This is a genomic window from bacterium 336/3, from assembly GCA_001281695.1.
Lineage (GTDB): Bacteria > Bacteroidota > Bacteroidia > Cytophagales > Thermonemataceae > Raineya.
Genome location: LJIE01000001.1, coordinates 1,713,001 through 1,734,141, shown reverse-complemented (window position 1 = coordinate 1,734,141; position 21,141 = coordinate 1,713,001). Strand labels below are relative to the sequence as shown.

At 31.8% G+C, this 21,141-nt stretch carries 17 protein-coding genes and 1 tRNA gene; 11 read left to right on the top strand and 7 right to left on the bottom strand.

Annotated elements, in window-relative coordinates; translation table 11 throughout:
- Nucleotides 1-63 precede the first annotated feature (63 nt).
- From AD998_08205 to AD998_08185, 5 genes are all read right to left on the bottom strand, one after another.
- The gene (locus AD998_08205; protein KOY86130.1) at nt 64-1,152 is read right to left on the bottom strand and encodes a peptidase M42; all 1,089 of its coding nucleotides are present in this window, start codon (nt 1,150-1,152) and stop codon (nt 64-66) included.
- 29 nt (nt 1,153-1,181) lie between these two features.
- Complete coding sequence (locus tag AD998_08200; GenBank protein ID KOY86129.1) at nt 1,182-2,042, bottom strand: hypothetical protein; 861 nt, start codon at nt 2,040-2,042, stop codon at nt 1,182-1,184.
- 75 nt (nt 2,043-2,117) lie between these two features.
- Nucleotides 2,118-3,143, bottom strand: a complete 1,026-nt coding sequence (locus AD998_08195) for a rod shape-determining protein MreB (GenBank protein KOY86128.1) — start codon at nt 3,141-3,143, stop codon at nt 2,118-2,120.
- A 280-nt stretch (nt 3,144-3,423) separates the two neighbouring features.
- On the bottom strand, nt 3,424-4,269 hold the full coding sequence (locus AD998_08190; GenBank protein KOY88116.1) for a hypothetical protein: 846 nt from the start codon (nt 4,267-4,269) through the stop codon (nt 3,424-3,426).
- A gap of 67 nt (nt 4,270-4,336) precedes the next feature.
- Complete coding sequence (locus tag AD998_08185) at nt 4,337-5,104, bottom strand: hypothetical protein (GenBank protein ID KOY86127.1); 768 nt, start codon at nt 5,102-5,104, stop codon at nt 4,337-4,339.
- A gap of 184 nt (nt 5,105-5,288) precedes the next feature.
- Here AD998_08185 and AD998_08180 point away from each other — a divergent pair, with 184 nt between their 5' ends.
- The 9 genes from AD998_08180 to AD998_08140 all read left to right on the top strand — a co-directional run bounded on the left by AD998_08180 (nt 5,289) and on the right by AD998_08140 (nt 15,073).
- Nucleotides 5,289-6,509 (top strand): GTPase HflX, encoded by a 1,221-nt coding sequence (locus tag AD998_08180; GenBank protein KOY86126.1) that lies wholly within the window; start codon nt 5,289-5,291, stop codon nt 6,507-6,509.
- An 18-nt stretch (nt 6,510-6,527) separates the two neighbouring features.
- Nucleotides 6,528-6,602, top strand: a tRNA-Arg gene (locus AD998_08175).
- Between the two features lie 175 nt (nt 6,603-6,777).
- Entirely contained in the window at nt 6,778-8,013 is a 1,236-nt protein-coding gene (locus tag AD998_08170) for a hypothetical protein (GenBank protein ID KOY86125.1), read from the top strand.
- A gap of 19 nt (nt 8,014-8,032) precedes the next feature.
- Nucleotides 8,033-9,811, top strand: coding sequence for a hypothetical protein (locus AD998_08165; protein ID KOY86124.1), 1,779 nt, complete (start codon nt 8,033-8,035; stop codon nt 9,809-9,811).
- Between the two features lie 85 nt (nt 9,812-9,896).
- Entirely contained in the window at nt 9,897-10,196 is a 300-nt protein-coding gene (locus tag AD998_08160) for a hypothetical protein (protein KOY86123.1), read from the top strand.
- Nucleotides 10,189-10,470, top strand: coding sequence for a hypothetical protein (locus AD998_08155; protein KOY86122.1), 282 nt, complete (start codon nt 10,189-10,191; stop codon nt 10,468-10,470). The genes AD998_08160 and AD998_08155 overlap by 8 nt, the downstream gene beginning before the upstream one ends.
- A gap of 154 nt (nt 10,471-10,624) precedes the next feature.
- The gene (locus AD998_08150; GenBank protein KOY86121.1) at nt 10,625-11,542 is read left to right on the top strand and encodes a hypothetical protein; all 918 of its coding nucleotides are present in this window, start codon (nt 10,625-10,627) and stop codon (nt 11,540-11,542) included.
- Between the two features lie 1,032 nt (nt 11,543-12,574).
- Nucleotides 12,575-14,467 carry a hypothetical protein gene (locus AD998_08145; GenBank protein KOY86120.1) on the top strand — a complete coding sequence of 631 codons (1,893 nt, stop codon included), beginning with the start codon at nt 12,575-12,577 and terminating at the stop codon, nt 14,465-14,467.
- A 60-nt stretch (nt 14,468-14,527) separates the two neighbouring features.
- Complete coding sequence (locus tag AD998_08140; protein KOY86119.1) at nt 14,528-15,073, top strand: cysteine methyltransferase; 546 nt, start codon at nt 14,528-14,530, stop codon at nt 15,071-15,073.
- Between the two features lie 37 nt (nt 15,074-15,110).
- Here AD998_08140 and AD998_08135 read toward each other — a convergent pair whose 3' ends face one another.
- Nucleotides 15,111-17,291 carry a hypothetical protein gene (locus tag AD998_08135; protein ID KOY86118.1) on the bottom strand — a complete coding sequence of 727 codons (2,181 nt, stop codon included), beginning with the start codon at nt 17,289-17,291 and terminating at the stop codon, nt 15,111-15,113.
- A 198-nt stretch (nt 17,292-17,489) separates the two neighbouring features.
- On the opposite strand from AD998_08135, the gene AD998_08130 reads away from it, so the two are divergent.
- Nucleotides 17,490-18,803 (top strand): adenosylhomocysteinase, encoded by a 1,314-nt coding sequence (locus AD998_08130; GenBank protein KOY86117.1) that lies wholly within the window; start codon nt 17,490-17,492, stop codon nt 18,801-18,803.
- A gap of 33 nt (nt 18,804-18,836) precedes the next feature.
- Here AD998_08130 and AD998_08125 read toward each other — a convergent pair whose 3' ends face one another.
- Complete coding sequence (locus tag AD998_08125) at nt 18,837-19,889, bottom strand: hypothetical protein (protein KOY86116.1); 1,053 nt, start codon at nt 19,887-19,889, stop codon at nt 18,837-18,839.
- Between the two features lie 101 nt (nt 19,890-19,990).
- On the opposite strand from AD998_08125, the gene AD998_08120 reads away from it, so the two are divergent.
- Nucleotides 19,991-21,046 (top strand): hypothetical protein, encoded by a 1,056-nt coding sequence (locus tag AD998_08120; GenBank protein ID KOY86115.1) that lies wholly within the window; start codon nt 19,991-19,993, stop codon nt 21,044-21,046.
- Nucleotides 21,047-21,141 lie beyond the last annotated feature (95 nt).

Here is a 21,141-nt window from a genome sequence, read left to right as displayed (position 1 = left end):
ATTATATTTATAGTTTACCATAAAAAAGCCTTCTATTTCTATACAGAAGGCTTAATTTTTTTATTATTTAAAGTATCTAAAATCATGTCCGCTTTTGAGCTGTACCAAAAACTCGTACATCAAATTAATGATGTTTTCAACATCTTCTTTGTGTACCATCTCAACGGTTGTGTGCATATATTTGAGAGGTAGAGAAATAAGAGCAGAAGCAACACCATTATTAGAATATGCAAATGAATCCGTATCAGTACCTGTAGAACGTGAAACGGCAGCTCTTTGGTAAGGTATTTTTTTCTTGGTTGCTACATCAAAAAGCATTTTGAGTACATTGGTTTGTACTGCTGGTCCAAAAGTAAGTACAGGGCCTTTACCCGCTGTAAAATCGCCATCTATAATTTTGTTGTATAACGGAGCTTGTGTATCGTGACAAACATCTGTAATAATGGCTACATCTGGTTTGATGGCATTGGCTACCATTTCAGCACCACGAAGTCCAATCTCTTCTTGAACACAATTGGCAATATAGAGTCCAAAAGGCAGTTTTTTGTTTGCTTCTTTGAGTTTTCGAGCCACCTGAGCTATCATATAGCCTCCAATTCGGTTGTCCAAAGCTCTCCCTACATAATAACGATCGTTAAGCTCAAACATCTCATCTGCAAATGTAATGACAGAGCCTATATCTACGCCTTTGTCTAAAACTTCTTGTCTTGAAGAACATCCAATATCAATGTAGATATTTTTCATTTCGGGCATGGGATCTCTATCCTTTTCGTGGCGAACGTGAATAGCAGGCCAACCAAAAATGCCTTTAACAATCCCTTTAGAACCAAAAATATTGACACGCATAGATGGGGCAATCACTGGGTCAGAGCCTCCATTTCTACGAACATAAATATATCCACTTTCTGTGATGTAGTTTACAAACCAAGAAATCTCATCAGAATGAGCCTCTATGACTACTTTGTACGTTGCTTTGGGATTTACAATACCAACTACACTTCCATAAGCATCTACATAATGGTCATCAATATATGGTTTTAGATAATCCAACCAGATTTGTTGTCCTGCTGACTCGAACCCTGTTGGAGAAGCATTGTTAAGATAACGCTTCAAAAAATCTTGTGAATCTTGTGATTTCTGTACTTTACTCATAGTATTTTTGTATAATTAAAATCTGTTCACTACTTTCTTGTTGTAATTTTTACTTTGGTAGTATCTTTTTCTATTTCTAACTGTTCTTGTTGTAATTTGTTTTTGACAACATAAACATAACCCAAGGTATTAAAATTTGTGGAAAGACGTACATCTATATCATGAAAAGTTGAAGTTTTTTGAGGATTGATGCGAGCCACTACCCCAACCATAATGTCCGCAGGAAAAAAAGCGTTATAACCTGTCGTTCTGATGGTATCACCCACAGAAACAGGAATAGACAATGGAATATCTTTTAATTTGGTATAATTAGGGTCTTTTCCATCCCACTGAATATGACTCAAATAATTATCTCCTAAATTTTTGAGTTTTACATGTACAGGTGTGCTACTTTGGTTATGTAAAATAGTAGATACCACTGCATAATGTGGTGATACTTCTATCACTCTACCCACAATACCCGAAGCAGAAATAACACCCATGTCTTTTTCTATACCATTTTCTGTACCTTTTTCGATGGTAATAAAATTACGAAGTTTCCTTGTTGTTTTATTTACTACTTTGGCTGTTTCAAAACGATATTTAGAAGCAATGGAAGTATTATTGATAGGTTCTACATATTTGTATTTTTGCTGACGTTCTTTGGATAGTTGCTCATTAAGACGTGCATTTTCTTCTGCCAACTTCTGATTTACTTCTCTCAAATGCATATAATCAGAGGCTTCATTTGACCACTGATTCAGCTTTCCTACATAAAAACTAGATGTATTAAATATAAATGCTCTTTGGTAGTTATTGAAACGAGCTATCAACAACAGGCATACAATTTGTAAAATACAAAACAGAAAAGTTGCCCTAAACCGATATAGAAAATTAAAGATAGCTTGCATAGAAAAATACGTAAGGTTTAAAGGTAATACCCTTAAACCTTTACTTTTTGATTATAAAATTTTATCAAATGATTTTTATGTCATCAATACTTTTCTGTAAGATTGAAGATTTTTCAGAGCTACTCCTGTTCCTCTTACAACAGCTCTTAAAGGATCTTCAGCAACATGTACTGCCAATTTGGTTTTCTGAGATAAACGTTTATCTAAACCTTTGAGCAAAGCTCCACCACCTGTCAGATGAATACCATTGCTATAGATATCAGAAGAAAGCTCAGGTGGAGACATTTCTAACGCATTGAGCACAGCATCTTCAATTTTTGAAATAGATTTATCCAAACAGAACGCTATTTCTTGGTAACCTACTTTAATTACTTTTGGAATACCAGTCATCAAATCTCTTCCACGTACTTCGTAGTCTGGTGGAGGGTTTTCGAGTTCTGCAAGAGCAGAGCCTACTTCCATTTTGATTTTTTCTGCTGTTCTCTCACCAATCAATAAATTGTGCTGACGACGCATATAATCTGAAATATCTCTCGTAAACACATCTCCTGCTGTACGAATAGATTGTTCACAAACAATACCAGAAAGAGCTATGACAGCAATTTCTGTTGTACCACCTCCAATATCTACAATCATAGAGCCTACAGGTTGCTCAATATCAATACCAATACCAATTGCTGCTGCAATAGGTTCATAAATCATATATACTTCTTTTGCACCAGCATGTTCTGCAGAGTCTTTTACAGCTCTTTTTTCTACTTCGGTAATACCTGAAGGGATACAAATTACCATTCTATATGACGGCTGAAATAATTTACGGCGAGAATCCACCATTTTAATCATTCCACGAATCATTTGTTCTGCTGCTGTAAAATCTGCAATTACCCCATCTTTAAGTGGTCTGATGGTTTTTATCTCGCTATGCGTTTTTTCGTGCATTTGCATTGCCATTCTACCAATAGCTAAAACCTTACTACTTTTACGGTCTATGGCAATAATGGATGGTTCATCTACTACAATTTTATCTTTGTAAATAATAAGGGTGTTGGCTGTGCCTAAGTCAATGGCTATATCCCCTGAGAAAAAGTCGAAAAATCCCATTTGTATAAAAAGCTATAATATTTTTTAGTGTTTTACGGATATTTTAAAATTCGGGTTACAGATGCTAATAGAATTCCGTATTTTAGATGAAAAGGATGGGTCTAACAATCTGTAACTAGTGTTTTTGAAAAACTGCATGCAAATTTAATGAGTTTTTCATGTAAAACAAGAAAAAAACTTTTTTACGTGAAAAAATTATATAAATAATAATTTGAAATTTGAAAGATTATAAATGTGTTAAGAAACAATAATCGTACAAAGTTTTGTACGATTATTGTTTTTATTGTTTGGGTTCAATGGTTTCTGGATTCTCATTTGTAGGTATTGGAGCAGGTGTTTTCTCTTTTAATTCTGTTACAAACTTACTTAATGCTTCTGCTGGTTTTGGTTCTTTCATAAAAGTTTCGCCTATTAGGAAACCTTCAAAGCCATATTTTCTGAGTTCAATAATATCGTCTGGAGTATTGATTCCACTTTCCGATATTTTAAGAAAATTAGCTGGTATTTTTTCTGCAAGAGTTTTAGAATTGTCTAAACTTACTTCAAAATCTTTTAGATTTCTGTTATTTACTCCAATAATATCCACTGTATCTACCATAGCTTTTTGTAATTCTGCCTCATTATGAATTTCGCAGATTACCTCCATTCCGAGTTCCTTGGCAAATTTAGAAAGTTCTATAATCAGAGAATCTGATAAAATGGCTGCTATGAGTAAAATAACGTCTGCTCCAATGGCTTTGGCTTCTGTAATCTGATAAGTTGTTAGTGTAAAATCTTTTCGGAGGATAGGGATCTGCAAACCTTCTCTAGCAATTTCGATATCTTGATTCTCTCCTCCAAAAAATTTTTTATCAGTGAGAATAGATAATCCACTTGCTCCTGCTTGTGTGTATCCTTTGGTGGTTTCTACTAGACCTGCTTTATCATTGATGATACCTTTAGAAGGCGATTTTCTTTTAAATTCAGCAATGATTTGAGATGCTTGACTAGCTCTTAAATATTCTTTTAAAGAAAAGCATTTATTCACGTAGAAAGGTGAATTTTCTAAGGTACTTTCAGGTTTGTGCGTCATACGTAGCGAAACTTCGGCACGTTTGTAAGCTACAATTTGTTCTAAAATATTCATATAATTAAGAGTATTGTTCAAAAAAAGGGTTGTTTGAATAAACAACCCTTGCAATATTATAATTTTTTTATTTCTTTAAAAACTGTTCCGTTCGATTATCAAAAGAAACATAATAGACACCTCTTTGTAAGGTACTCACATCTACTTCTTTACCTTTACCTTTTTTTAGAATTTGTTTTTTAGAATCACTGATTTCATAACTTACATTTCCTGTGAAATAGATTTTGGTACTTACATTTCGAGGATAGAATTTTATCATTCCTTGTGTTGAGTTATAAGCAACTGTTTGAGAATAAGCAATTTGTCCGTTTTTTTCTTGATGTTTAATTCTATAGCTATTAGCACCAATGTTATGATTAACAGGTACGGTATAAGAGATTTGTCCAGATTGAGCTGTTAGTACTTTTATATTTGTCCAGTTATTGTTAACATAATGTTCTACATAATAAACGCTATTAGCCGACTCACTCTCTACTGTCCAATGTAAGTTTTTGTCATCAATTGTAAAACTTATAAACTTAAAACCACTTGTAGACTTAATTACATAAGGGTTAATTACCTTAGGTTTACAACCTGATTTATAAATAATTTTAACATCAACAGGAGCATTAATAGCTAATTTTGAGAGATTTATCTCATAAGAACTGGTTTTAGGGCTTTGTAGAATCAATTTACCATTTAGGTAAACAGCTTCTGTACAATAGCTTGTTTGGTTAGAAGAAAAAGGGTTTTGCACATACAAGTTTTTACCTTGATAAGTACCTTTCAAAGTGATTTCTTCGGCTAAAGAGATAAAGCTAGAAAGTAATAAGCATATTGTAAGTAAAAATCTCATAATTATGTTTGAGTGCAGTTCAATTGACGATATATAATTCAGCAAATACTCTGCCTAATTACAAAAGTCTAAAATTAAAAAAAAAACTGCAAAAAAGATATGTAATTTTTTTATGAAATTATAATTTTTTTTTGTGAATATTTGTTTATGATAAGAGTTCAAGGTTTTACTTACACAATAAAAGATGATTGAAAAGAAAAAATTTCCAGAAACGCAAGCAGAAAAAGAAAAAACTATTTTAGTAGCCGTCCATACCCCTGAACAAACTACCGAACAAACCAAAGAATATTTAGATGAATTAGCTTTTCTTGCAGAAACAGCTAATATAGAAGTGGTTAAACGTTTTATCCAAAACTTGCAGAAACCCCACCCTAAGACTTACTTGGGTACAGGAAAAATACAAGAAATTGCTGAATACATTCAAACAAACAAAGTAGAAACTGTTATTTTTGATGATGACCTCAGTCCTTCACAGGTAAAACATTTAGAAGAAATTTTGAAATGTAAGATTTTGGACAGAAGCCTCCTAATTTTAAATATTTTTGCTTTGAGAGCTAAGACTGCTCAAGCCAAGACTCAAGTAGAATTGGCTCAGTATCAGTACATCTTACCTCGTCTTACTCGTATGTGGTCTCACCTTTCCAAACAAAAGGGTGGTGTGGGTATGCGTGGACCTGGTGAAAAAGAACTTGAAACAGATAGAAGAATTGTCAATGATAAAATTTCTTTACTCAAAGAAAAACTCAAAGAAATTGAAAAACAAAGTAATACACGAAGAAAGTCTAGAAAAAACATGGTTCGTGTAGCATTGGTGGGTTATACCAATGTAGGGAAATCAACACTTATGAATTTGCTTTCGAAGAGTGATGTTTTTGCGGAAAATAAACTTTTTGCAACCGTAGATTCAACAGTAAGAAAAGTTGTAATAGATCAAATACCATTCTTACTTACTGATACTGTGGGCTTTATCAGAAAACTTCCCACAACACTTATTGAATGTTTCAAATCAACATTGAATGAAATTGTAGAAGCTGATATTCTTTTGCATGTAGTAGATATTTCACATACCTCGTTTGAGGAACAAATTTCTATTGTAAACCAGACACTTACGGATATAAAAGCAACAGATAAGAAAGTAGTTTTGGTCTTTAATAAAATTGACGCCCTCAAAGCTCGTTGGGAACAAGAAGAAGAAGAGCCTAAGTTTACACTTGAAGAACTCAAAAACAGCTACTTAAAGAAAAATTTAGCTCAAGAAGTTATTTTTATTTCAGCTTTGAAGAAAGAGAATATTCAGGAACTAAGAAAATTAGTGATAGATGTAGTTTCGGAACGTTATTTCCAAATATATCCAAATTTTCTCCGAGAGGATTTTGGCTGGCATCTCTTGCAAGAATTTGAATAGTTTGCTAATTTTGGGCATGGTCTCGTAGTTCAACGGATAGAATAGAAGTTTCCTAAACTTTTGATACAGGTTCGATTCCTGTCGAGACTACTATTTACAATTTACACAAACTTCAACTTACTAAAAAAAGTCTTTAAATTAAGTTTTATAGGCTTTTTTCATTTCTCAAAGAGAACAAAAATTCAATACAATTCAATAATGTTTGTACTCATGTTTGTACCTTTACTATAATTTACTATCTTTGTATAACATAGTAAATACCAACAAAATGACTAAAATAAACGCCTCTCTTAAAACACCCAAACAGGATAAATCAGTTATTTGGTTTGTACTTTCAGACGGTAGGGGTACAAACCTCAAAATTTATTCAGGTATTACCATACAAACAAAGCATTGGAGTAAAAAGAATAGTTGTGTTTTGTCATCTAATCAAGATGCTATCAGTATCAATGCTTTTATAAGAGAACGAAAAGCCGAAATTTTAGCTATTTATTTGGATTTTAAGGCACGTAACATCAAAGCAACAGCCAAAGACTTAGTACAAGCCCTAAAAGATAAAGAGAAGTCTAAAGAAGTGATTTTAGAGAAGCCTACACTTTGGGAGTTATGGAGTATTTTTTTACAACTCAAGAAAAGAACTTGCAACCCTACTACTTACAAAAAGTTTATTTCTTTGGGAAATCATTTAAAAGAGTTTGAAAACCTTGAAAACTTGCTTTTAGATGTAGATACCATTAATAAAGCCACGTTTGAGGCGTTGGAGGGTTTCCTATACTTTCATAAAAATCTGAATACCCAAAGTAGTAGTAAGTATTTACAAGTGTTTAAAACCTTTTTGCGTTGGTGTGTGGATAATAAACACACTATCAATACAAATTACCTTTCTTATAAACTAACCTCACAACCTGACACCCTCAAAGTTATACTGACAGATAAGGAACTCCAACTAATTAGAGAAGTGAATTTAGAGGGTAAAAACTATCTACACAATGCAAGACAATTATTCATTTTGTCGTGCCTTACAGGTTTGAGGTATTCCGATTATAGCAGAATAAAAAGAGAACATCTAAAACAAGATGATAATGGAGAACCTATACTTATCATGAGGCAAACTAAAACCAATGATTTTGTAGAAATACCTCTAAATACTGAAAGTGAAATGATAGTAAAAGAGCTTATAGAGGAAAAAATAAGACCTATTACAAACCAAAAAATAAATGAATACCTCAAAGAGCTTTGTAAAATAGCAGGTATCAATGAAACATTTGAGATACACACCTACAAAGGCAAACAAAAGACTATTACAACAAAACCCAAATACGAACTTGTAACCACTCATACAGGTAGGAGAACCTTTGCCACTACCCTACTACTAAAAGACATACCAGCCGAAACCGTAATGATTTTTACAGGACACCGAGACTATAAAAGTTTCTCTAAATACGTAAACATACCCAAAAAAGAGCAAATAAAATCTGTTAGAAACGCCTTAAAAAGTTTATAATTTCAAAATAATAAAATCTATGGAAACAGAACAAAAACAATTAACCTATCAAGACTACAAAGATGTTGTAGAACAACTCTTTTCTGATAATAAGAATAAATTAGAAAAAGAATTTACCCTCAAAACTTTTATAATTTCAAATTATCAGAGTAATACTGATTTATTCAAAGAACTTGATAAATTTTATAAACAGGCTATAAATGATTTTGATACAATAAGGCTAATAAAGCATGATAGTAAAAATGACAAAATTGTTTTTCCTACTAAAGAAGAAAAAAATAGTAGAATAGCTCTTAATAAACTTGCTTATGAAATTCATGATAGTGTGTTATTGGATTGTACAAAACAAATAGCATGGAGGGCTTCATTTGATAATGGAGAATACTGGAAAAATCTTAAAGATTATCAAACATACTTTTTTGGTAGTGATAATTTAGATTTAGGTAAAGAATTATTGAGATACAAAAAAGCTGATTTTTATTACATTCAGTATGATAATGGTAACCTACACGAACAAAACTCTCAAATCATAGACTTTATTCAAAAACAGATAGATTTGAAAATAGGTGAAAAAAAGCCTTTAACTATCAAAGATGTAATAGAAAAACTATTTGATAGAGAAATTGATAATTTGGAAAAAAAGATTTTGCTAAGAGATTACATTAAGAATAACATAGAAAATAATCCACATTTAATTCAAGATTTAGAAAACTATAAAGAAACATTCATAAGGAAATACACAGCCATTTCTATTGGAAAAAAAGAAAAAGGTGAAAAAGATGTTTTAAGTAAAACGTATGATGTTCAAAATGTCCATAAAGTGTTTAATGAGGCTTTAAAAGAAATAAGGTATGAGAGTAGCCTAAAACTCCGTTTTGATGACAAAGACTATTTTTATAGTTTAGAACCTTATTTGATTTATTTTAACTCTTTAAAAATTAACATAAATAATGAGTTATTAAGGTATAGAAAAGCCCAAACGCATTTTAGAAGCTTTGGAGGTGAATTTGAGTATAATGGTATAAGTGAAATTATAGATTTCCTAAATAAACAACTGGAAAAGCGTAAAGAATTAAAAGCCTTTCAAGATACTTTACCTTCAAAAGAAAACTTTATTGATTATTTTGAACAAATAGACATAAATGATAATTTCATAGTCAGTTCGCACATAACCACTCATGAAAATCAAAAGCAAAATTATGCACAAAAAAGTATAGCTGGCTTATTTTGGCAAAAATTACATGATTTGAAAGTTCGCACTAATTATACACAAACAATTGATGCTAAAATTAATACTTTGGAAAATCTTTTAGAAGATGTAAATGATTGGTTAAAAAAGAATCCTATACCTAAAAAAGAACTTCTTAGCCAAATTTCGCATGAGGCAACTTTTCTTTATAGCCAATTCTTAGAAGTTTACTTGAACCACCTCAAAGGCTCAACACCAAAAAAAACTAAAAAGAAAAATACTACTACTACTACACCTTTTGATAGTTTGGTAAACTTAATAGATAAATACCCCAAACTATTAGATTTAATTAAAAATGAGAAAGGATTAAACATTGCTATTTTTATGTTTACCCTCCATGAGTTAAAACAAATAGAATTTTCTCCAACAACATTTCAAACTGAAACTGTTAATTTTTTATTTGAAAAGACTGGTATAGATAAAGGCAAACCTCAAGGGCTACAAAAGTATGCTGATAAAACCTTTAGTGATAAAAAAACTACTGATAAAAAACACTATGATACTTACCTGACTTTTAGAGATGCTATAAAGGAAATAGTTGGTTGTTAGTTGTTATTTTTTGAGAAACAACCATTACAACCATTACAACTTGTATTCATACGAACTTTGGCAAAGAAACAAAAATCAAATTCGTATGGAAAATCCTTTTCTTAATCTTGAGAACTCTATAAGAAGAGTACAAGAAAACCAAGAAAAAATCTTGGCAGAATTACAGGTTCTAAAAACTAAAAAAGAACCTGAAAAAACACTTCTAACAAGAAAAGACATTGTAAAACGTCTTAATGTTAGTTTAGTTACTCTCCATAGCCTCATGAAAATAGGTTTACCTTTCTCTAAAGTAGGTAGGAGAACATTGTTTGAACTCGAATTAGTAGAAAATTGGCTCAAACAATTCAGAAAAGAAGCTAAAAGAAAGGAGGTGCAAAATGGATAACCACCCCACACCCCTTAAGCAAAACAAAGGTAGTCTAAAAGATTTACTTTTCAAAGAGTTATTGGAACAACCTCAAACTATCTTAGAGGTTGCAACCAAGTTACAGACACACCCAAACTATTTAACATACCCTAAAAGAGACCTTGAGAAAAAAGGCTTATTACAGGTGTATAAAATTGGCAGGTGTTCTATTAGTGGTTTTCCACGTTCACAACTTTGTACTACCAACAAAGCCCTATTCAAAAACTACCAACTCAAATTATTTGATGATTAGTGAAGCCTCCATTTATGAGGAGGCTTTTACTTTAAAAATCAAAGTGAAAATAGAGTTTATCCTACAATTTCACTTTGAAAACCAAATTGTATTTAAAAATCAAAGTTTCTAATTAGTAAGTAAGAAAAAGTACACAAAATTGTGTCCTATCATTATGTTTGATACCCTGAAAATCATACTACCAAACTTAAATTATTCTGAAAGTCTTATACAAGTGCTTACCAGTGTATCACAACATCAAAAAGACAATAAACATTGGATAATAGGTTTTTTAGAACCTTTTCGTATTAGCATTACAGAAAATCAGGTTTCTATTTTTGGCAGTTTAGCCAAGTATTATTTTGGTAACAATTTTCATACACTATCAAGGCATCAAACAAAAGAAGCGTTGGAGAACCTCCAAGATGATTTACAATTACTTCTTTTATCTGAAAAGGTAAGTAGATTAGATGTTAGTAGCAATGTAAAAACTATACACCCACCAAAAACCTATTTTAGTGAATTGCAGGGTTCAAAAGGCTATCAAAGGTTTGAAAACCCTCATTCAGTTTATTGGCAAAATAGTTTAAGAACAAAACTTGTTTACGACAAACAAAAGGAGTATAAACAGAAAAAAGAATTGATACCAAGTGAGTTTACAGCAAAAAATACATTTCGGTTTGAGGTAAGATACCAACATAAAACAAGTCAAATTCTAAAAGCCCCTAATTTAGATGTAAAAACACTCTATAATCAAAACTTTTACAATTATGTAGTAAGTGAGTGGTTAAAAGAGTTTAATTCAATAGAGGCAAGAAAAACGCCTAATTTCAAACCTCCAAAAAATGTAAAAGACTTTGAAAAGATGCTTATAGCTCAAACCATACACCAAAGGGGATTAGATGCTATTATCAACGAAATAAAACATTTTCAAAAGAACAAAACACTTGGAGGCAATAAAACTACCTATCAAAGAGAAATAGCCAAAATAAAGGCTATAAATTCAGACTTTAGCCTTACTAATGATACACTACTAATCCAAGAACTTAAAGATAAAATAAAGGTGGAGGCTCAAAGGCTTATTGAGTGTTAGTGTATTCTTGTCTAAAGTTGTCATTTTCCATAAACTCAATAATGTTGATACCCCTTGTAGCCTGATTAAAACAACTATTTTCACATCAAATTTATAATTAAAAGTGACATTTTGGACACTATAAAAAAAAGAGGGGTAACCGTGAAATCGACAAATTAGACACTATAAAAAAAGGAGTTTTCGGTAACCATAAAAAAGACATTTAGACACTATAAAAAAACTTCTACTTGTTAAACAGGTAAAAATTGATTTTTAAATAATTTAGACAAGGCTAAAAAATAAATTAGTTTATTGCAAAATTGTTTAACTCAAAAAAGACATTTTCTGACACTATAAAAAAGAGTTTTCCGAAACGATAAAAAGAGTAATTTTCTGCGACTATAAAAAAGGCAAAAACCAACATTTTCCGACACTATAAAAAAGGAAAAAATTGGACAAATTGGACACCCTAAAAAAAGACTATTAATCCACAAAATCCACACTATAAAAAAAAGCTAACGAATGTAACACCCTAAAAGCTATTCACAACAAAAATGTTAGTACCTATGTTTGTACCCTAATTTACAAAAAGTGATTTATTTTTAATAAAAAGAATAAAATTATAGTCCTGTCGAGACTACAATAATGTGTAAAAATCTATAAAATAAAAAACTCCAAGCAATGCTCAGAGTTTTTTATGCTTTCTATTGTGTTCAAAAATTATTTAACCATTTTAACTATTTTATTTATTAGCAGTTTTCATACTTCATAGTAGTTTGTGGGATTACCAAAACTTTTATTCAAAACAGTATAAAAAAGATATTAAAGGCAAAAAACAAGGGTAAACAAAAGGTAAACAACATGAAAAATAGTTTATAAAAATTTGAATCATAGGATTTTATATTTATTAGAAAATAAGCATTCTCAAAAAAATAAAAGCTTTTCTTGGGCATGTCTTTGTTATGATTATATTTGGGTAAACAATGTTTAGTTATAAAGCTTGGAGGTCTAATGGTCAAAATAGTGTTTTTTTGGATATGGTTTTGTATGCCAATGACACTTGTTCTTGGACAAAATAATTTATCTAAAGATATACAGTATGTATCTGAAATACTGACGAATCCCACATATCTTAGCAATTCAGACACTCTTCAAAAATATATTGAAAGTACTCACAGCCAATTTCTAAAAAAATACTCAGCAGAATACACAATAGAAGTATTTGAAAAGGCTACTCATCAACTATCTACACAGAAATATGGAGAGTCTATTAGTTTAGCATATTTCTGGATTTCAGAGTCTTATCACAAACAGTTAGAAAAAGGCAAAGATGATATTCAAAATATTGAAAATAAGTATCTTACTTATATCAAAAAAGTAGAAAACCCTTGTCTACAAGCATACTTATATAGCTTTTTAGGTTATTTATACGCCAATGAAAATATAAAAAAATACAAACAGGCAAAAGATTACTTTGAAAGAACAATTCAGGAAAGTGCTAAAAATCAATGTAATAATCAGTTTACACGGCTTCATTTTATTCAAATGGGGGCTTATTTGTATGAGCGAATGGGTGACTATCCAACTTCTCTTTTTTATAAAATTAAATCCGTAGAGATGGCAGATTCTCTGCAAGCTCCTATTCTTAAACAAGCTTATTATATGGATTTATTGGCTCGTTTACATTATAGAAGTGAAAATTATCAGAAAGCTTTGGGCATTTGGACTAAAGTGCTTGAAATTTATAAGAACAATACTCCTTCATCAAAGAGAGATATTATCCAAGCCTATAACAATTTAGGACTTGTAAAGCGAGCTACTAAAGATTTTAAAGAAGCAGAAATGTATTTTCAAAAATCTATGCAAGAAGCTATTTATCGTAAAGATAGTGTTTGGATAGCTATTATTAAAGGCAATATGGGTATCTCATATATTAAACAAGAAAACTATGAGAAAGCTATTCCCTATTTGGAGGAAGATATTATACATTGCATCAAATCGTTGGAACTAGGAAATGCCTCTATATCTTTAGGCTATTTAGGAGATACTTATTTTTCTTTAAATCAGATAGATAAAGCAAAAATATATTATGATAGTTCTTTAAGTTTGATTCGAGATAGACGATATTGGACTATTAGAAGTCAGCCACAGATGGAAATGGAGATTAAAGAACGAGCTTACAAAGGTTTAGCAGAAATTTATGAAAAACAACAAAAAAGCTCCGAAGCTTATCAATATTTAAAACTATATCTGCAAGTTAGGGATAGCCTTTTGCTCATTCGAACAAAAAATAATGTGGCTTTTTTACAAGCACAACATGAGTTTGATAAAATTCAAAAACAAAAAGAATCACAAATTAAAGAACAACGGCTTTGGATAGCCCTTGAAGCACTTTCTATCATAGGTTTTCTGATATTTGCTCTTATAGTCTATAGGCTTTACAGACTCCAAAATATTAAGAAAAAACTCCAATTAGAAAATATCCAATTATCTCAAAAAGCTGAAAAAGAACGCAATGCTCGTTTGCAAGAAGAATTGGCATTGGCTGATAGAAACTTAACAATCAAGGCATTACAACTTCACGAAAAGAATGAAGCTTTGATGGATATTCGACATGAGCTTGAAAAAGAAGATAAATTAGGAAAGAAGGTTGATAAAATTATTGATAATACTATCAAATTGGAAGAAGATTGGGAAGATTTTAAAAAACACTTTGAAGAAGTTCATCCTCAGTTTTTTAAGCATTTACAAAATCATTACAACAAACTTAGCCAAAATGACCTCAAACATTGTGCATACATCCGTTTAGGGCTGGATAACAAACAAATAGCTCATTTGATGAATGTAAGTACTGATAGCCTCAAGGTATCCAGAACAAGGCTTCGTAAGAAATTAGAATTGCCTATGGAAACAGATTTATTTAAGTTTTTATCAGATATAGGATAATATTTCCTTATTCATACCAAATTTAATATATTTGAGAAATCTATTTTTCGCTAAATCTTTATGAATTCCATACAAATTCAATATTATTCCACAGATTTTGGGGAACTCATTCTTGGTTCTTTTCAAGAACAGTTGTGTTTATGTGATTGGCGTTATCGAAAACAAAGAGAGTCTGTAGATAGTCGTATTCAAAAGGGATTAAATGCCAAATATATTGAGCAGAGCAATGATGTAATATCACTTACTATCAAACAGTTAGAAGAGTATTTCATCAACAAAAGAGAAAACTTTGAAATCCCTTTGTTGTTTGTGGGAACAGATTTTCAAAAAAGTGTGTGGAATGCACTTTTAGCCATAGAATATGGTTCTACTTCTACATATCTGAAACTTTCAGAAACATTGGGCAATAAAGAAGCCATCAGGGCTGTTGCTAATGCCAATGGAGCCAATGCTCTTTCCATTATTATTCCTTGTCATCGAATTATTGGTAGTGATGGTGATTTGATAGGCTATGCTGGAGGTTTAAAAGCAAAAGAAAAGCTTTTAAAATTAGAAAATCCTGCTTTTTGGAAAAAACAAAATTTACAATTGAGCTTAGGATTTTAATCTAACAATCATTTATAATCTCTTGATTATTTTTATTTTAGACTCTTACTCCTATCAGAAGCATATCATCTCTTTGTTCAGTATTTTCCATATATTTACCAATTAGTTCTGAAACAATTTCATGTTGCTTTTGAGTGCTCATAAGAGCTATTTTTTCAAAAAGCTTTTTTAAACGATCTTCAGAAAACTTTTTACGCTCCATATCATTTTGGTCTGCATAACCATCCGAACTCAAATAAACCATGGTACCTTGTGGCAATTCAAACACATGGTTATCAAAATGAATGTTTTCATCTTGAACACCACCAATAGCCCTTCTTTTTCCTCTAATTTCATCAATTTCATTATTTTTTATATTTTGAATAAACATAGGTCTTTTTGCTCCAGCAAAAGTAACAATGCTTTGATTGTTTCCATTTTTTTCTATAGTTATGATTGCAACATCCATACCATCTCTGTTGCCAGTCTCATCCTGTAAAAGAGCATGTTTGACCTCTTCATGCATTTTTTCTAAAATAGTAGCTGGGTCTGTAATTTTATATACATGCACAATACGATCTAAAATGCTATAAGCAATCATGGTCATCATGGCTCCAGAAACCCCATGCCCTGTACAATCTATGGCAGCTACGATATTTTTTCCTGATTCTTGGTCTATCCAGTACAAATCGCCAGACACAACATCTTTGGCTTGATAGAAAATGAAATAATCCCCAAGTATTTGTTTAATACGTTCAGAATAAGGTAAAATTGTATTTTGGATAAGTTGAGCAGCTCTGATACTAGATTGGATTTGATCATTTTTGAAGTTTAAGACTTTATTTTGTTCATCGATGGCATCTCTTTGAGCTAAAATTTCCTCTTTTTGTTGTTCCAACATCACATTTTTCTGTAAAATATCAGTATTGGCATCTGCCAAATCTTTGGCTTGTTTTTGTAATAGCTGATTTATCTTCTGTTTTTCTTTGTTGTTTCTAAACAATACAAAAGCTAAGGCTCCAACCAAACCTAAAACTGCTAAAGAAGCGAAAATATACACATTTTTTCTCTGACCTTCAATGTCTTTGAGAGCATTGTCTTTTCTGAGTAATTCATTTTCCTTTTCTTTTTTTTCTGAACTGTAAGCCTCTCGCATTTTGGCAATTTGTTTGGTTTGCCCATCCGTGAACAAGCTATCTTTCAACTCTTTAGATTGTTTATAAAACCTCAAAGATTCTTTATAATCGCCTTGTTTTTCATAATAAGAAGATAATGCCCCATATACTTTGGCTACATCATTGCGAGCACCTGCTTCTTGAAGCATAACCAGTCCTCTTCTAAGATTATCATAAGCATCAGGATAGTTTTGTAACTCTGATTGTGCTGTTCCCTTGCTGGAATAGAGTAAACCAGCCATTACTTTATCACTCAACTTAGTAGCTATCGGAATAGCTTTATTATACACATCCAATGCTTTTTGATAATCACCCGCATCTAAATAGGCATCTCCTAAGTTTAAATCTGTAACTACTATGCCCCTTAAATCTCCAATTTGCTCAAATACTTTAGTCGCTTCATAATAAGCTTCTGTAGCTTTCTGATACTTTTTTTGTCTTTTATAAATATTTCCAATGTTGTTATAGTTATTTCCTACATCTATCATGAGATTGATACTTTTGGCTATTTCTAAACTTTTTTCATAGTATTGAAGGGCTTCGTTTAGGTTTTCCTGATTTAACAGAACATTACCTATATTTAAATAGCTTTTACTTACTCCTTTTTTATCGCCTATGGCTTCTCTAAATTTGAGAGATTTCAGGTGAAACTGCATAGCTTTCTCATAATCACCTATTTCTGTAAATATTAAACCTAAATTATTATGTAAACTGGCTATGGCATCTTTATCTTGTATTTTCTCTGCTATATGCAAGCCTTTCTGATAGTACTTGCCCGCTTCTTGTAAAGAACCTTGCATATACTGAGTGTTTCCCAATGTTTTATAACTCAGGGCTATTCCTTTTTCATAGTTAATTTTTTCAGCTAACTTTAAGGCATCATCAGCCAACAAATAGCCTTTTTGGGGACTTCTGCCCACATTCATCATGGCAAGTTCATTGAGTTTGATAACCTTTAATGTGTCTTCTGGCATGACCTTGATGACTTTTTGTAAGCTATCTAAGTTTTGAGCACACAACATAAAATTGCTAAAGAATAGCAACCAGATAAAAAAATGACGCATAAACTTTTATATTTTAAATAAAATATTTTGCTAGAGTTGTTTCAATATAAAAAAAAACACTATGTATTTATATATTAAAATTAAATTTAGAACCAATCTAAACATGATTTAGATAGTTTTTAGATATTCTATGCCAAGATCTTTGAATAGTTATATATTTTTTTTATCTTTGCACCGAATTTAAAAAATCGCATCAAAATGACAAATACCACAGAAAAATTACCTTACAAAGTAAAAGACATGAGCCTTGCAGAGTGGGGCAGAAAAGAAATCAGATTGGCAGAAGCAGAAATGCCTGGTTTAATGGCTTTACGTGAGGAATTTGGAACTAGTAAACCTCTAAAAGGTGCAAGGGTTGCTGGTTGTCTTCACATGACTATTCAAACTGCCGTTCTTATTGAAACATTAGTAGAATTAGGTGCTCAAGTTTCTTGGTCTTCTTGTAATATTTTCTCTACACAAGACCATGCTGCTGCTGCTATTGCTGCTGTTGGTGTTCCTGTGTTTGCATGGAAAGGTATGAATGAAGAAGAATTTGACTGGTGTATTGAGCAAACTTTATTTGCTTTTGCTGGTGGCGAGCCTTTGAATATGATTTTGGATGATGGTGGTGATTTAACGAATATGGTTTTAGATCGTTATCCTCAATTGGTAGCTGGTATCAAAGGACTTTCTGAAGAAACTACTACAGGTGTACATCGTTTGTATGAGCGTGTAAAGAAAGGTACTCTTCCAATGCCTGCTATCAACATCAACGATTCTGTAACAAAATCTAAATTTGATAACAAATATGGTTGTCGTGAGTCTTTGGTAGATGCTATTCGTAGAGCTACAGACTTAATGCTTGCTGGTAAAGTAGCTGTTGTTGCTGGTTATGGTGATGTTGGAAAAGGTTCTGCTCAGTCTTTAAGTTCTCAAGGAGTGAGAGTTATCGTAACTGAAATCGACCCTATCTGTGCTTTACAAGCATGTATGGATGGCTATCAGGTACTTAAAATGGATAAAGCTATTCCTATGGCAGATATTATCGTTACAACTACAGGTAACAAAGATATCGTTGTAGATAGACACTTCAAAATGATGAAGGATAAGGCTGTGGTTTGTAATATCGGACACTTCGATACTGAAATTGACATGGCTTGGTTGAACAAAAATTATGGCAATACAAAAGATGTTATCAAACCTCAAGTAGATCAATATACAATTGATGGTAAAGACGTTATCGTTCTTGCTGAAGGTCGTTTGGTAAACTTAGGCTGTGCAACTGGACACCCTTCTTTTGTAATGTCTAATTCTTTCTGTAACCAAACTTTAGCTCAGATTGAATTGTGGTTAAATGCTGATAAATACGGTAATGACGTGTATTTGTTACCTAAACACTTAGATGAAAAAGTTGCTCGTTTACACTTGGCTAAATTAGGTGCTGAGTTAGATGAACTTACAGACTCACAATCTACTTATATTGGTGTGGACAAAAAAGGTCCTTTCAAACCTGAACACTACCGTTATTAATAAACTCAAAAAAGCCACTTTCGAGTGGCTTTTTTATTTGCTATACTTTTCAAGAGTTGCCTTTAAAAGATTCTTCATTTCATCTACAAGTCTTTTTGGAGACACTACCTTCAAACTATCCCCAAAACTCAAAAGTTCCATCACCAAATCTCTATTGATAATCAGTTCCAAACGTATTCTAAACTCTTGTTCTGTATCTATCAATATTTCTTGTGTTGAATGTAATGGTTTTGTTTTAAGATAGTTTCCTGTAAAAGGATCAAATGATAAAGTAATTTCTTCCGTTTTTTCTTCAGAAAGCCTCGTAATACCAAAACAGTTATCGTAGTATCTATCTGGCTCAAAGCCTAATTTTTCAGGATACATTACAGTCAATGAGCTAATTTGCAAAGAAACTATACGGTCTAAGGCAAATGTTGCAATGCTTTGTCTATCAGGATTATATCCTACAACATACCATCTCCCTTTAAATTCTTTGAGCAAATATGGATGCAATGTTCTTTGTGATACATCTTCTTGTGTAAATTTTTTATATTCAAAATATATCTGTTTTTGTTCCTTGATAGCCATCAGCACATCCGAAAGCCAACCTCTACCAAGTGTATAACCTGCATTTTCGGTCTGAATAAAGTTTTTATAACCTTTTTCTGTGTCTTTGAGCTGTTTGCTGATTTCAACGGCATCCAATACCTTATTGATGGCATCTGTAAATTCTCCAAAAATATTAGTGTCTTTAAAGCCTTGTAAAATGGATTCAGCAAAATTAAGGGCAGTTAAATCTTTTTGAGAAAGACTAATAGACATAAAACGATATTCTCTATCTTCTTCATAAGTCATCTCTCCCCTTCTATTTTTTTGTTTATAGCCATAAAAATACCCTCTATGAAAATTATGAAATTCAATAGGAGCATTGAAATTAGCCCTCATAGCTTTCATATCTTTTTCTAAAGATGAATCCGAATAATCTTTATCTGTACGCTCCCTGATAACCTCCAAAATATCTTCTTTGCTGGGGTATTTCTTTTGTTTATTCCGAAGCAACTCATCTACAATCAGGTATCGTAAAAGCTGATTTTTATTTGCCATAATTACAGTGAAGTATCAAAATCAAGTTACAAGTAAAAGAAAAAAGATGAAACAGAAAAGGTAAAAGATTTTTTTGGTTTTATTTGCAGAAAAAATCAATCATGAAAACCCCTAAATACATATTTAAAACTGTTGTGGGAAGTCAGGCGTATGGAACAAATACTGCTACCTCAGATGTAGATTATAAAGGTGTATTTGTCCAAAACCCCATTGAAATACTGACATTTCATTACAAAGAACAAATTGAGGTCAGTAAAGATGAAATGTATTTTGAAATTAGACGTTTCCTACAGTTACTTCAATCTGCCAACCCTACCATGTTGGAACTCCTTTTTATGCCTAAAGAATGTGTGATTATCCAAGAAAAAGAGTTTGATTTGATTATAGCACAAAGAGATAAGTTTCTAACAAAAAAATGTTTCCAGAGTTTTGCAGGCTATGCTAGTGCTCAAATAAAAAAAGCAAAAGGCTTGGATAAAAAAATGAACTGGGAAAAACAAAAAGTAGAACGCAAAACGCCTTTACATTTCTGTTATATGATAGATGGTGTAAAGTCGAAGCCTTTACTTTCAGAATTCTCAATGGAAGAACTTAAACAAGCAGGTTTAAGTCACATCCAGAATGGTACAGGTTTATACGGAATGTTTTTGGATAAAAACAATGTATTTCAGTTTAAAGGCTTAATCAATGATGATGAAACATCCACCTCATTGCGTGTAGATAGCATTCCTATAGAGTGGTACAATACATATCAAGATCAGCCTATTATGGTTTGGTATAATAAAAATGGCTACGAAACACATTGTAAAGATTACAAAGAATATCAGATTTGGCTCGAAACACGCAATACACAACGTTATGTAGATATTGAAGGGCATCAGCAACAAATAGATGGTAAAAACTTATTGCATTGTCGTAGGCTACTGGATATGGCAAAAGAAATTGTAACAGATCACACCGTTCATGTCCGAAGACCTAATATCCAAGAGCTTTTAGATATCCGAAAAGGTAAAGTTAATTTGGAAAGTATTATTTCCAAAGCAGAAGAAGATTTGATAGAGATTGAAACTCTTTACAAGAAAAGCTCTCTTCCTGAAGAAGTAGATTGGGAATTTATTAATAGCCTTTTAGAAGAAATCCGATTAATGAATTATTAAATTAAGAAAGAGGCTTAAAGCCTCTTTCTTAATTCCCTATCTAACAGTTTATTAAATGAAAATATACACATTTAATAAGGATTTAAACCCTAAAA

Excerpts from the sequence above, each read along its gene's own strand:
- AD998_08125 (KOY86116.1), bottom strand. The coding sequence starts at position 19,889 with ATGGCAAATAAAAATCAGCTTTTACGATACCTGATTGTAGATGAGTTG.
- AD998_08160 (KOY86123.1), top strand. The coding sequence starts at position 9,897 with ATGGAAAATCCTTTTCTTAATCTTGAGAACTCTATAAGAAGAGTACAA.
- AD998_08190 (KOY88116.1), bottom strand. The coding sequence starts at position 4,269 with ATGAATATTTTAGAACAAATTGTAGCTTACAAACGTGCCGAAGTTTCG.
- AD998_08140 (KOY86119.1), top strand. The coding sequence starts at position 14,528 with ATGAATTCCATACAAATTCAATATTATTCCACAGATTTTGGGGAACTC.
- AD998_08200 (KOY86129.1), bottom strand. The coding sequence starts at position 2,042 with ATGCAAGCTATCTTTAATTTTCTATATCGGTTTAGGGCAACTTTTCTG.
- AD998_08170 (KOY86125.1), top strand. The coding sequence starts at position 6,778 with ATGACTAAAATAAACGCCTCTCTTAAAACACCCAAACAGGATAAATCA.
- AD998_08135 (KOY86118.1), bottom strand. The coding sequence starts at position 17,291 with ATGCGTCATTTTTTTATCTGGTTGCTATTCTTTAGCAATTTTATGTTG.
- AD998_08130 (KOY86117.1), top strand. The coding sequence starts at position 17,490 with ATGACAAATACCACAGAAAAATTACCTTACAAAGTAAAAGACATGAGC.
- AD998_08155 (KOY86122.1), top strand. The coding sequence starts at position 10,189 with ATGGATAACCACCCCACACCCCTTAAGCAAAACAAAGGTAGTCTAAAA.
- AD998_08150 (KOY86121.1), top strand. The coding sequence starts at position 10,625 with ATGTTTGATACCCTGAAAATCATACTACCAAACTTAAATTATTCTGAA.
- AD998_08145 (KOY86120.1), top strand. The coding sequence starts at position 12,575 with ATGACACTTGTTCTTGGACAAAATAATTTATCTAAAGATATACAGTAT.
- AD998_08205 (KOY86130.1), bottom strand. The coding sequence starts at position 1,152 with ATGAGTAAAGTACAGAAATCACAAGATTCACAAGATTTTTTGAAGCGT.
- AD998_08180 (KOY86126.1), top strand. The coding sequence starts at position 5,289 with ATGATTGAAAAGAAAAAATTTCCAGAAACGCAAGCAGAAAAAGAAAAA.
- AD998_08120 (KOY86115.1), top strand. The coding sequence starts at position 19,991 with ATGAAAACCCCTAAATACATATTTAAAACTGTTGTGGGAAGTCAGGCG.
- AD998_08195 (KOY86128.1), bottom strand. The coding sequence starts at position 3,143 with ATGGGATTTTTCGACTTTTTCTCAGGGGATATAGCCATTGACTTAGGC.
- AD998_08165 (KOY86124.1), top strand. The coding sequence starts at position 8,033 with ATGGAAACAGAACAAAAACAATTAACCTATCAAGACTACAAAGATGTT.
- AD998_08185 (KOY86127.1), bottom strand. The coding sequence starts at position 5,104 with ATGAGATTTTTACTTACAATATGCTTATTACTTTCTAGCTTTATCTCT.